The organism is Rugamonas rubra (assembly GCF_900114705.1).
Lineage (GTDB): Bacteria > Pseudomonadota > Gammaproteobacteria > Burkholderiales > Burkholderiaceae_D > Rugamonas > Rugamonas rubra.
The window spans coordinates 197,789-210,368 of record NZ_FOTW01000008.1 but is presented as its reverse complement, the minus strand read 5'-3'; the positions used below and the strand labels follow the sequence as shown (position 1 = coordinate 210,368).

10 protein-coding genes and 1 tRNA gene are annotated in these 12,580 nt (G+C 62.1%); 2 read left to right on the top strand and 9 right to left on the bottom strand.

All coding sequences use genetic code 11. From position 1 onward, the window contains the following. Window positions 1-11: 11 nt before the first annotated feature. The 7 genes from epsF to BM252_RS08760 all read right to left on the bottom strand — a co-directional run bounded on the left by epsF (window position 12) and on the right by BM252_RS08760 (window position 9,025). Window positions 12-1,415 (bottom strand): chain length determinant protein EpsF, encoded by a 1,404-nt coding sequence (gene epsF / locus BM252_RS08790; RefSeq protein WP_093386379.1) that lies wholly within the window; start codon window positions 1,413-1,415, stop codon window positions 12-14. A gap of 61 nt (window positions 1,416-1,476) precedes the next feature. Then, on the bottom strand, window positions 1,477-2,265 hold the full coding sequence (epsE, locus tag BM252_RS08785; RefSeq protein WP_093386375.1) for a polysaccharide export protein EpsE: 789 nt from the start codon (window positions 2,263-2,265) through the stop codon (window positions 1,477-1,479). Window positions 2,266-2,326: 61 nt separating this feature from the next. Next, window positions 2,327-3,277: an EpsD family peptidyl-prolyl cis-trans isomerase gene (locus tag BM252_RS08780; protein ID WP_093386373.1), complete on the bottom strand. Its 951-nt coding sequence runs from the start codon at window positions 3,275-3,277 to the stop codon at window positions 2,327-2,329. Window positions 3,278-3,550: 273 nt separating this feature from the next. Next, entirely contained in the window at window positions 3,551-4,933 is a 1,383-nt protein-coding gene (locus BM252_RS08775) for an undecaprenyl-phosphate glucose phosphotransferase (RefSeq protein ID WP_093386370.1), read from the bottom strand. Between the two features lie 8 nt (window positions 4,934-4,941). Then, the gene (epsL, locus tag BM252_RS08770; RefSeq protein WP_245774162.1) at window positions 4,942-6,108 is read right to left on the bottom strand and encodes an XrtB/PEP-CTERM-associated polysaccharide biosynthesis outer membrane protein EpsL; all 1,167 of its coding nucleotides are present in this window, start codon (window positions 6,106-6,108) and stop codon (window positions 4,942-4,944) included. Window positions 6,109-6,234: 126 nt separating this feature from the next. Further along, window positions 6,235-6,960 carry a CAAX prenyl protease-related protein gene (locus BM252_RS08765; RefSeq protein WP_093386365.1) on the bottom strand — a complete coding sequence of 242 codons (726 nt, stop codon included), beginning with the start codon at window positions 6,958-6,960 and terminating at the stop codon, window positions 6,235-6,237. A gap of 151 nt (window positions 6,961-7,111) precedes the next feature. Beyond that, window positions 7,112-9,025 carry an ATP-binding cassette domain-containing protein gene (locus BM252_RS08760; protein ID WP_093386363.1) on the bottom strand — a complete coding sequence of 638 codons (1,914 nt, stop codon included), beginning with the start codon at window positions 9,023-9,025 and terminating at the stop codon, window positions 7,112-7,114. Between the two features lie 233 nt (window positions 9,026-9,258). On the opposite strand from BM252_RS08760, the gene BM252_RS08755 reads away from it, so the two are divergent. Continuing rightward, a tRNA-Arg gene (locus BM252_RS08755) sits at window positions 9,259-9,333 on the top strand. A 55-nt stretch (window positions 9,334-9,388) separates the two neighbouring features. Beyond that, window positions 9,389-10,528, top strand: coding sequence for a glycosyltransferase family 4 protein (locus BM252_RS08750; protein WP_093386360.1), 1,140 nt, complete (start codon window positions 9,389-9,391; stop codon window positions 10,526-10,528). Here the strand turns inward: BM252_RS08750 and BM252_RS08745 are convergent. Next, window positions 10,525-11,244: a PEP_CTERM-anchored TLD domain-containing protein gene (locus BM252_RS08745; protein WP_093386358.1), complete on the bottom strand. Its 720-nt coding sequence runs from the start codon at window positions 11,242-11,244 to the stop codon at window positions 10,525-10,527. The two genes, BM252_RS08750 and BM252_RS08745, sit on opposite strands and share 4 nt — an antisense overlap. A 331-nt stretch (window positions 11,245-11,575) precedes the next feature. Continuing rightward, on the bottom strand, window positions 11,576-12,580 hold the full coding sequence (locus BM252_RS08740; RefSeq protein WP_093386355.1) for an alginate O-acetyltransferase AlgX-related protein: 1,005 nt from the start codon (window positions 12,578-12,580) through the stop codon (window positions 11,576-11,578).

Genomic DNA, 12,580 nt, shown 5'->3' with positions numbered 1-12,580 from the left:
GGGGTTCCATCTTAGTTAAGACGCAGGCGTCGCGGCAGCAGGGCGTTCAGTCGCGCGTTACCATGGCGCTTGGGCGCCCAGTCGACCACGCCGAAGACGGGAATCTGCAGGGCCTCGCGCAAATCGTTCTCCGAACGGACGCGGCGGTTGAGCAACTCGACCATGAAGGCCAGGCCGACGCCGAGGAACACGCCGAGGAACAGCGACAGCAGCACGTTGCGCACCACCTTCGGACCGTCCGGTTCGATCGGCGCCACGGCCGGGTTGAGCACGGCGATGTCCGACTGCTCCGACTGGCCCTCGATCTTGGTCTGCGAGAAGCGCTGCGAGGCCGAGTCGAAGGCGCGCTGGGCGCTCTCGACGTCCTTGGCCAACACGCCCATCTCGTCGCGGGTGCGGTTGAGCTCGAGGACCTTGTTCTTTTGCTCGAGCAGGGCGGCGCGCACCGAAGCCTCGCGCTGTTGGAAGATCTGCGCGTTGTTGCCGACGCTCCGGGAGGCGACGCGGATCTGCTCGTCGAGGTCGCGGCGCATCTTGTCGACCTCAGCCTTGGCGCTCTGGTATTGCGGATGGTTGCGGTCGAGGCGCTGGGCGATCTCCGACAGCTTGGCCTCGGCGTTGCCCAGGCCCACCTTCAGGTTCTGGATCAGCGCGTTCGAGGCCACGTCGGGCGACTCGCCGGAACTACCCTGCGCCATGCGTTGGCGCGACTGCGCCTCCATCAACTGGCCCTGGGCGCCGACCAACTGGGCCGACAGGTCGTTCAAGCGGTTCGATTCGACGTCGAGGCGATTGTCGACACTGACGATGCCGTGTTCCTGCTGGTACTTCGACAGCCGGCTTTGCGCCTTCTCGACGTTGTCGCGCAACGCCTTGGTTTGCTCGTCGAAGTACACCGAGGCCTTCTTCATCGGCTCGACCTTCAACTGGATGCTGACTTTTTGGTACTCCTCGGCGAAGGCGTTGGCGACGGCGGCGACGAACTGCGGGTCGGAACCCTTGAAGCTGATGTCTACCACGCTGCTTTCCCGCGCCGGCACGATCTCTAGCTTGCGCAGCAACAGGTCGGCGAGCCAGTCGCGCACCGAACCGCGGCCCTCGGTTGCCGAGTTGAACTGGGCCACCACCGCCGGGCTGGAAGCCAGCTTCAGCTGGTCGACCACCTGCAGCGCCACCTTTTTGCTCGAGGCGATATCGATCTGCGTGGCCATATAGCCGGGCAACAATTGGCCGGGCATGGTCACGCCGGTCAGCGGGTCGACGCCCTTGTAGTTCAACAGCAGGGTGCTGGTGGCCTTGTATGACTTCGGCAACAACAAACTCACTGTCAGCGCGGCGAGCACCGTCAGCAGCAGCGTGAAGAAGACGAGCTTCTTGCGCGCGCCGAGGATCAGCAGAAATTGGGAGAGATTCATATATAAAACTTTCTAAGCGAAAAAGACGCCATTGGGCGTTCCGGACCGCGCGACAGGCGGCTTAGAACAGGCTTTCCTTGACATACACGACGTCGTCGGTCTGCAACAGGTCGTCCTGTTTGGCGTTGATAATCTGCACCACGCCCTGGCTGTCGCGCCGTTTGATCTGCATGCCGCGTTCGGTCCCGCGCGGGGTAAGTCCGCCACCGGTCGACAGCGCCTGCACGACGGTCATCGAGCGCTCCAGGCGGAAGGTGCCGGGACGCTGCACCTCGCCATAGATGTAAAACCGCGGAGCGCGTTCAACATAGATGATGTCGTTCGCCGCCAGGTCGACGTCGCGTTCCAGGTCGCCGCTGCGCACCATCTGGATCAGGTCGATCACCTCTTTGCTGGCCTTGCCGCCGCGCTTGCGGATCAGCGTCAGGCTGTCGCCGCCGTCGCCGTTGATGCCGCCGGCCACCGCGAGCATGTCGACCACACTGCGCTTACCCTCCAGCGGATAGCGGCCGGGGCGGAACACCTGGCCCAGCACGGACACCTGCTGGCTCTGGATCGAGGTAACGATCATGTTCACCTGGGCCTTGCGCACGAAGCCGCCGCTCTCGAGCATGCTGGCGATTTTCTTCTCGGCGCTCGACACCGACAGGCCACCCAGCGCGACCTCGCCGATCAGCGGAAAGGTGATGGCGCCGCTTTCACTGACGCGCGTCTCCAAACCGAGGTCCGGGCTGCCGTACACCGACACCTTGAGCACGTCCCCCGGACCGAGCAAAATGTCCGCTGCCGATGCGCTGCCGAAACCGAAGGCAATCAACAGTGCCATCATCCAATACGTGAGTCGTTTCATGGTGTACCCATATCTAAAGTCAAAAAAATAGTCTTCGCCGGCGCGCCGGATCCGCTCCAGCCTATTTCAGGCCGGCAACGCCACGCTCGTTGGCCTCGTTGCTTCCACTCGCCGAAGCTGCCGGCGCGGCGGCAGGCGCGGCGGCGGCGGCAGGCGCGGCGCCCTTGCCGGGAGCGATCGTCTTGTCCAGGTATTCGATCTTCGCCGCCGCGCGCAAACGCGCCAACTCGGCGTCGGCCGCCTCCTTGTTCTTCTTGTTGAACAGGAACTGTTCGATCTGGCCGGTGGCCTGCTCCAGCGTGACCGGATTGTCGCGGATGTCGGCGATCGAGATCAGCAGTGAGCGCTGGCCCTCGCGGATGATGAACAACTGCCCCTTGGGCATCGCCAACAGCTTGGACGACAATTCCGGCGGCAAATCGGCCGTCGAGCGCGCCAGCTGGGTGCGGCCGAACTTGATCTTGTGCGCGTCGAGCCAGGCCGCGACCTCGTCGAGCGACTTGGCCGCATCCATTGCCGCCTTCAAGGCGTCGTTCATGTCATTGCTGGCGATGACCAGCTCCTTCATGTCGATCTGCTTGCGGCGCACGAAAAATTCCGGATGCTTGTCAAAGTAATCAGCCACCTCGGCCGGCGTCGGCTTGGCCGGCGTGCCGATGCGTTTTTGCATATACGCCTGGGCCACGATGAGGGCCTTGGCCCGTTCGATCGACTGCACCACCTTCGGGTCGCGGTCGACCTTATCCTTGGCAGCCTCGTTCATCAACAGTTGGCGGTCGACCAGCGACTGCAACAGCTGCTTGCGCGCGCTTTCCTGTTGCTCGCTCTGCACACCGGCGCGCTGCATTTCCTCATTGAGCTGCAAGACCGTGATCTCCTCGCCGTTGACGCTGGCGAGCGCCTGGCCGGACTTTTTCTCCTTCTCGCCGCAGGCGCCCAGGCCGACAGCCACGGTGACGAGCAAACCGGCGCACAGCAAGCGCCTGCCTGAACCGATTTTTTTAGTTTTCATCAAACCTGCGATATCAAAATGGTTCAAGATAATTCCTTTACGATTCATGGTTCGGTATGCCCGACGGCGGCCGAGGGCGACGCGCCATCGCCGGCCAATTCTGCCACACGATGCGAGAACGGCCACCGCCGATTGGTTTTTTTGCGAGGGGAAGTATGCAACCCCGGCCCCAACATTGTCAATATTGTAAAATTATGGTGGTGCGATTGTAATAATATCAACGAACAAGGTATTATAGCAACAACTATTCGTTCCCGCGCGCCGGCGCGCGGCTCAATGCGCGTTTTCGCGCGCCAGCACCACCTTCACCGTGCACAAGATGATCCACAAGTCCAACCACAGCGACCAGCTTCGCAGGTAGTCGAGATCGTAGCGGATCCGCGCCTCCATCTTATCCAGCGTCTCGGTTTCGCCGCGCAGCCCGTTCACCTGCGCCCAGCCGGTGATGCCCGGCTTGACCTTATGGCGCAGCATATAGCCCTTGATTAGTTTCCGGTACTGCTCGTTGTGGGCGACCGCGTGCGGACGCGGTCCGACTATGCTCATCCGGCCCTGCAGGACATTGATGAACTGCGGCAGCTCGTCGAGCGAACTGCGGCGCAAGAAGGCGCCGATCCGCGTCACCCGCTGGTCGTTCTTGGTGGCCTGCACTACTTTGGCGCCGTCCTCGGCGACCGTCATCGAACGGAACTTGTAGACGATGATCTCCTCACCGTACAGGCCGTAACGCCGCTGGCGGAAGATGACCGGCCCCGGCGAAGTCAATTTGACGGCCAGCGCAATGATCAACATTAGCGGCAGCAGGGCAAGCTGGATCAGCAGGGCCAACAGGATGTCACTGGCGCGCTTGACCATGCTGTTGAAGCCGGTGAACGGGCTCTCGCAGATGGCGATCACCGGCATGCCGCCGACATTGTCGAAACGCGCCTGCATCAAATCGAACACATAAATGTCCGGCAGAAAATAGACGGAGGCGGTGGTGTCCTGCAGCTCGTCAAGCAGCTTGCGGATGCGCGGCTGGGCCGAGATCGGTTGGCTGATGAAGATCATCTTGATGTGGTGTTCGCGCACAAAACCGGCAATATCGGACATTTTGCCGAGCATCGGATGGGCCAGGTCGGGCGGGCGGCGGTCTTCGGTGCGGTCGTCGAAGAAGCCGCGCACGGCCATGAACAGATTGGGGTTGCGTTCGATGGTGTTGGCGAACTTGATGCCGACGTCGTTGGCGCCGATAATCGCGACCGAGCGGACCTCGCTTTCCTTGCCCGGGTCCGAACCGATCTTGCGCACCGCCAAATGGCTGACCAACAAGATGAAGGGAGTGGAGACAAACCAGCACGCCAGCACGGCGTCATCGTAGTGGTAGGCTAGGCCGCTGACTATGCCCAGCATGGCGAGGATCAGCGCGGTAACGATCCAACCAGCGAAAATATCGCGTGAATAGGCCAGCATGCGGCCGCTGCGCCAGGTGCGGTATGGGTCGACGTGTTGGTAGACCGACGAGGAAATGAAAAACGCCAACACCATCAACACCAGCGAATAGCCGGTGAATGGCTCGGCCAGCAGGAACGACGTCAGGTACAGGGTGCCCATGACGATCAACGGATCAAGCACCCGCTGGAAGAAGGAAATTAAGGGAATATCGTTAACCGTCATGTGAATTCTTAAAACTGCGCGCTAACGTTGAAGGAACCGCCATTCGCGCTATAGTTGCCGGTGCCGACCAGGGGGCTGCCCGACCGGCTCTCGCGGAACAGTCCCGCGTTGAGCTGAACGGTCGGCAGCGGCGCGTAGGTCAGTCCCAGGTTGGCGCTGCGGATCGAGTCCTCCGACGAGCCGGAGAAGGCGATACCATTGATCTTGGCGAAGTCGCGCGTCTCGCGCCGCAGCGAGGCGTCGGCGCGGAGTTTGGCCGAAATGTCCCAGGCCGCCGCCACGCTCCCCCCCTTGTTGAAACTATTGCTGACGAGATTGCTCTCGACGGCGGCGAACTCGCGCCATCCCGCCACGGTAAACGCGAGTTTGCCCAGCGGGCGCCATTCGACGCTCCCCCTGCCGTTCGCGCCGCTGGCGTCGCGCCCAGTAAAGAACCTGTGCTCGCGGCGGGCCCAGCCGACCAGCATCTGCAACTGGGTGGTGCCGCTGAAGCGCCAGTTCACGTCGGCCTTCAACTCGTCCTGCGAATAGCCGTCGTCGACCAACACGCCGCCCACGCTGCGCAGGTTGGCATACGCGCCCTTCAGACGGCGCAGTTGCAGGCCGACCCGGCTGCCGCTCGGGGCCAGGTAGTCGATCCCCATATTGGCGACATCTTCACTGCGGTCGTTGTAGCGCTGGGCCGGCAGATCATAGGAGAATTTCTCCTGCGCGAAGCCGCCGCGCAACTGCCAGCTAGGATGGAAGCGCCAGGCGCCGTCGACATACTCGCGGCGCTGGGTGCGCAAATTGCGCTCATTGGAATGGTAGTCGGTGAACGGAGTGAGGGTCTGGACGTACTTGCCACCCAAGTTGCCAGAGAGATGGTTGCCTAGATGCCACTCAAGGGCGGCCAAGAAGTCCTTGGCGTTGTAGTCGAGCTGGTCGTAATGGGAGAACTTGACGTTGCTCAGCTTAGCCTGCCCGGTCAGGATCTGGCGCCCCAGCGGCCGCTCGAACGACACGCCTACCGCCGTCTGGCGCATGGTGTCGGAGCGACTGCCGGCGAACCCGGCGACCTCGTCGGGCAGGCGGAACAAATTGTCGTCATAGCTGTAACCGAGCGTGACGAAGGGATGGATGGTGTCGCTGAGCGCGGCCGACGCCGGCAGGCTCACTGCCGTGGCGAGCAACAAGGCCAGAGGCTGAAAGGAGGACAGCGGCCGCTTGACGGCGAACTGATTCCGACCTGAATCTTTTTTTAGCTTAGAACTCAACATTGGTAGTCGTCTTTGAGAGAGATCAAACAGCGGCAAATTATATTACCAGTAAGTCCAGTGACCAGTGGAAATAATCCATGCACCCAGTAGTCCATTGGTGACACCGTGGGCAACAATCGGTATCCACAGCGAACGACTGCGCATATACAACAGGGTGTAAACGGCGCCCGCCACCATACCGGCGAGCCAAAGCGTGTGCTCGACGCCGAATAATAACACCGTGACAATAAAAGCCTTGGTTTTTACCCGCGCGGGGTCGACCCGCAGAAAATCGGCGGCCTCGATCCAGCGCAGCAGAAAGGAGCGCCAGAACAGCTCCTCCATTACCGGCACCACCAGAGCGGCGCCGCCGATGCGGATCGCGACCAGCGACCAGTCTATGGCGCCGTCAACGCGCGGATCGAATCCGCTCGAACTGCCGATCTGCATCCAGGAAGCGTTCAAACTAATCCACAGCACCAGCACGACCACGCCGGCAACCACCGCCGTCGCCAGCGCCGCGACACCGGGCAAGGGGCCGCTCAACTCGGTGTAGTGTCGGCGGCAGGCCAGCAACACAGCAAGTACCGCGACGATCTTCACCGTGTAGAGCCAGCGCAGCTCGGCGGGCGCGAAACCCAAGCGACCCAAGACGTCGGCCAGCAGGATGAACGCGAGGTAAACCAGGAAAGGCAGCACCCGCGGCAAGGCGGCGCGGTCAAACACGGCGGCTCCCGCAATGCGGCCGATATCGCGACCGGCCGGTCGCTTGGAGAGGGGACTTGCCATCAACTAGGAGCATGAATCTTTCCATTATGCAAAACGTAAGATTGTTTCGGCCACCCCTTGGCGCCCGAAACAATGCACATGGTACAACAAATCATGATGTTGTTGTAGAGGCATTTTTACGCGCCCGCCGACGCGCCCTCTCCAAGCCTGGCTAGCCGGCCTTGCCCGCCTCGATCGCCTCCCAGCGCTCCAGCGCCGCCAGCAGCTCGCCCTCGATGGCCTCCATGCGGCCGTTGACGCGCTTGGCCTCGGCCGCGTTCTTCTTGTAGAAGTCCGGGTCCGACAGTTGCAGCTGCAGCGCGGTCTGTTCGTCCTCCAGCGCGGCGATCAGCTTGGGCAGCTCGTCGAGCTCGCGCTGTTCCTTGAAGCTGAGCTTCTTCTGCTTGACCGCCGGCGCCGCCATGCTGCTGACGGCGGCCGCCTGCTCGGCCTTGGCGCTGCCCTTCGAGGCCGGCGCCACCGGCGTCGGCGCGGTGCGCACGCGCTCCCAATCGGTGTAGCCGCCGACGAACTCGCGCCACTTGCCCTCGCCCTCGGCGACGATGACCTGGGTCACCACGTTGTCGAGGAAGGTGCGGTCGTGGCTGACCAGGAAGACGGTGCCGGTATAGTCCTCGAGCAACTCCTCGAGCAGCTCCAGGGTGTCGATGTCCAGGTCGTTGGTCGGCTCGTCGAGCACCAGCACGTTGGCCGGCTTGGCGAACAGGCGCGCCAGCAGCAGGCGGTTGCGCTCGCCGCCGGACAGCGACTTGACCGGCGAGCGGGCCCGCTCGGGGGCGAACAGGAAGTCGTTCAGGTAGGTCATCACGTGGCGCCGCTGGCCGTTGATCTCGACCCAGTCGCTGCCCGGGGCGATGGTTTCCATCAAATTCGCCTCCTCGTTGAGCTGGCTGCGCATCTGGTCGAAATAGGCCACCTGCAGCTTGGTGCCGAGGCGGATGCTGCCGGTGTCCGAGCTCTCCTGGCCGAGGATCATCTTGAGCAGGGTGGTCTTGCCGGCGCCGTTGGCACCGATCAGGCCGACCTTGTCGCCGCGCAGGATGGTGCCGCTGAAGCCCTGCACGATGACCTTGTCGCCGTAGGTCTTGGAGACGTTGTCCAGGTCGGCGACGATCTTGCCCGAGCGCTCGCCGGCCGACACGTCCAGCTTGACCTGGCCCTGTTGGTCGCGGCGCGCCACGCGCGTCAGGCGCAAGGCCTCGAGGCGGCGCACGCGGCCCTCGTCGCGCACCCGGCGCGCCTTGACGCCCTTGCGGATCCACACTTCCTCCTGGGCGAGGAACTTGTCGAACTTGGCGTTCTCCACCTCCTCGATCTCCAGCTGCTCCTCCTTGCGCACCTGGTAGGCGCTGAAGTTGCCCGGATACGACAGCAGACGGCCGCGGTCGAGTTCGATGATGCGGGTCGCCACGTTGTCGAGGAAGCTACGATCGTGGGTGATGAACAGCACGCTGCCCTTGAAGTCGCGCAGCAGGCCCTCGAGCCACAGGATGGAGGTGAAGTCCAAATGGTTGGTCGGCTCGTCGAGCAGCAGCACGTCGGGCGCCGAGACCAGGGCGCGGGCCAGCGCGACACGCTTCTGCATACCGCCCGACAGCGTTTTCATCAGCATGTCGCCGGTCAGGTTCAAGCGGTCGAGCACGGTGGCCACCTTGTTCGGCAGGCTCCAGGCGTCGGCCGCGTCGAGAAGCACCTGGACGTCGTGCATGCGGTCCATCACGGCGTCGTCGTTGCCCATGCCAAACTGGCCGGTCAGCGCGTCGTACTCCTTGAGCAACGCGGGCAGCTCGCCCATGCCGGAGGCGACGGCGTCGTACACGCTCATCTCCGGATCGAACACCGGCTCCTGCTCGACGTAGGCGATGCGGATGCCCTGCTGCATGGTGAGCAGGCCGTCGTCGAGCTTGAAGCGGCCCGAGATGACCTTCAGGAGGGAGGACTTGCCGGTGCCGTTGCGGCCGATCAGGCCGACGCGTTCGCCCGTTTCGAGGGAGAATTCCGCGTGGTCGAGCAGCGCGACGTGGCCGAACGCCAGTTGCGCGGAGGAGAGAGAGATGACTGCCATAGTGATGAGGGTGTCCGAGCGGGTTCCGTTGTAGCAGGAAAAACCGCCGATTAGATGAATGGAGCCGACATTGTACCGATACTCTGGCAATTGGCACCATATCTTGTAAAAGTCTCAGCTATAATTGCAAGCGTTTTGACCATCTTGCCCCTGCCGGCGAAGGGCAAGACAGCGCCTGCCGGTTCAGTCATGCCGAACGGCATGTGGCCCAGCATCGGTCTGGCCGCCACGTCCTCCCCGTAGCACAATGGATAGTGCACATGCCTCCTAAGCGTGGGATACAAGTTCGATTCTTGTCGGGGGGACCATTCCCGGCCGCCAGCGGCGGCCACCAGCGAGACCTCCTTTTTTCATAGGATCACTATGCGCATCTTGCGGTTCATGGGCTACCCGATCAACAATTTCAGCACGCTCGAACGCATGATGCTCGCGCAGGCCTCCCGCCTGGGGCAACTTGGACACCAGGTTGAGATCGTCTTCGACGGCATCAAGACACCGGCGGCGGCGATCCAGGCGCAGGCCTTCGCACCCGCCGTCAAACTGCACTTCGACCTACCCAGCACGTTCGGCCTGAAACGTCCGCGCGCCATGCTGGCTTATCTGCGCTCGGCCAGACGCATCATCGCCAACGGCAATTTCGACATCGTCCACCTGTATTTCGATCCGGGTGCGCGGCTGTTGAACCAATTGGCCCGCCTGTTCCCTCGAGTCAAGTTCATCCGCACCATCGGCAGCACACCAGTGCCGACCGGCACGCGCCGCTATTTGGACGGGATCAAGCGGCGCAAGTGGGTGTTCGATCTATCGCAGATGAAAAGGGTCATCTGCGTGGGCGAGCACATCGGCGAAATGCTGGTCCAATTCGGCCTGCCGGCCGATCGCGTCCTGGTCATCCCGAACGCGACGGACATCGAGCGTTTCCGGCGCCACACCCCTGCCCCCGCGCTCGCCTCGGCCGGTCTGCGCCTGGGCTTCATCGGCCGCCTCAACCCGGTCAAGAACATCGAGTTGATCATCCGCGGCATGGGCGTGCTGGTACGCCAGCACCAGGTGCGCGACGTCACGCTCACTCTGATCGGCGACGGCCAGATGCGCGCGGCGCTGGAACAGCTGGTCATAGAGGAAAGTGTGACTGACTACGTGCGCTTCGCCGGCCCGGTGAGCGACATTCCGGGCGCCCTCAACAAAGAGATCGACCTGTATGTCCAGGCCTCGCACAACGAAGGATGCCCGGCGGCCGTCATCGAGGCGATGGCCTGCGAGGTGCCGGTGCTGCTGTCGGACATCCGCGGCCACCGGCAAGTCGCCACGCCGGACGTGCACGGCAGCTATTTTGCCGCCGGCGACACCGCCGACTTCGTGCGCCGCGTGCTCCAGGTGAGGGGAAACTATGGTCACTACCAGCGCCTGGCGCAGCAGGCGCGCACGCACATCGTCGCCACCTACGGCATCGACGCCTGGATCGCCCAGGAACTTGCCGCCTATACGGCGCTGCTGGACTAGGCGGCAGCCTTGCCGCGGCGCAGGATGGCCAAGCCACCCAAACCGAGCAACAGCATCAGGTAGGCGCTCGGCTCCGGCACCACGGCAATCGAGAACACCTGGATCGCGCCATAGGTGACGTCCGGCTGCGTGTAGCGGGAACCGTCGAGAATGCTCGCGTAGAAGTTCCCCTCGTTTGGATCGATGTAGGAATACAGCAGCGACACGCCGCCGGTTTGCAGGTCGTAGGGCACGTACAGATCGCGCCCCATGCCGAAGGTCGGACCGGAATTGATATTGTTGTACGCCTGGTAAGCCCCCACCGTGTCATAGACGTAACCCTTCGGCGTTTGGCGGTGGATCTGGCCGGCGGTCAAGTTGAACAAGAACGAAGTGCGCTGGGCGTTGTCGTACGTCATGTTGTACTCGCCGGAGGACGCCCAACTGCGCGGATTGTAGCCGCCGATCACCCAGGTCTGGCCCTTGCCGTTGCTCGCCTCCATCACCGAGAAGGTAGCGCCCTTGCCGTCCACCGCGTGGTGGAAATCCAGCGCCGTGTCGCCCGCCGCCTTGGTGTAGATGTTGGTCAGGGAGAGCGGGCCGCTGCCCAGCCAGCTGGCCAGCTGGCTTTGGTAGGCGGGACTCAGCAGCGACACGTCGGCTGACGCGTTGCCGCAGGCGCCAAAAGTGGCGGCGATCGCCAGCACAGCCGGCACAATGTTAGAACGAGCTTTCATTTCTTCCCCTTCGTGTTTGACGATGACCAGCAATTTGCCAAATATACCATATTGACATAAAGCCTTATCAATAATTTCCACAAAGCATGCGTCAGTGTTTCACTCATCTTCTGATGCCAAGCTGCGAGGACACAGAGAACACGATCTAACCCAGCGTCTCGCCAACGCAAGGGTGCTCCGCCACTTGTCGCCGTGACGCAAGGTGCGCTTATGCTTGGCGTTTCACCATCCAGTTTGCAAACTGGGTGCAGCAGGTGTAACCGAAAAACCGTTTACACAGAATCCAGCCTGCGGCGCACGCTGTATTCGCCCAACAATACCCGCGCCCGCCTTATTGCAACTGTTGCGCCAAAAGACGTGCTGCAAGCTCGTGGGCGACGCTGTTCCAGTGTCCATCCATGGGCATATAGTCCATGCGTTCGTGGAACTCGGCCCAATGACGCTGGAACTCGGGCTGCATGTCGACCACATCGAAGCCTTGCGCCCGCGCCAACGCCACGAAGGCAGGCAGCCCAGTGCCCTTCCACGCAGGACCCTGCCTCTTGCCTGCATAGACAGCGTTGCGATCACCATCGACCAGGAAAATGAAACGAATGTCGTTGTTCTTTCCAAGGATATGCAACTGTGCAAAATAATAGTCGAGAACGGCGGCCTTGCTTGCGCCGTCGTCGCTCTTCGGCGCACCCGCAGCGGCTCGCTTCGTTGTCGACACCCAGTCGCGTAATTTCAAGTTGTAATAGGCATAGCGAAACAAAGCCGAACGCAGCATCAACTGCTTCGAATCCGACTCGTGGTATGGCTCATGCAATATGCGGATGCTGCCGTCGTCCAGTTTAAAGCCGCTATGGCCCCGTCCGGGCTGGTCGAGCAAACCGCTAATGTCGTTTTCCTCTACGAACAATACGATGTTGCGAGGATGCAAGCGCGGTGCGTAGTATCGCGCTATTTCAAGCGAGTCGGCCAAGCCGTTGCCGGAGGCCGAGGCGGCATATACGGCGGCGCCAGACAATTCCGCCAGTCGTCCCTGCACCGTCTGAGGATAGTCAAGCATCAGGCTTTCAATAAAACTGTCGCCGATCACCAAGGCCCTCGCCTGGTCTGCGAAATCCGGCGAGTTGTTGAAGCCCTGCAGATTGGTGGCACCACGGCGGGCATTTGCCATCGCCCAACCAAAGGAATAGGTGTATCTCAATTGGGGCAAATAGCGGTTAAACGGGATCGCCGGGCTGGTCGATTGCAGGCGCAAACCAGAGACGACGGGCAGCAATTGGAACGCCGCCTCCAAGGAGAGTGCGGTCAGCAGGAGGCCGACCACAAAGCCAAAAATTACGCGCAT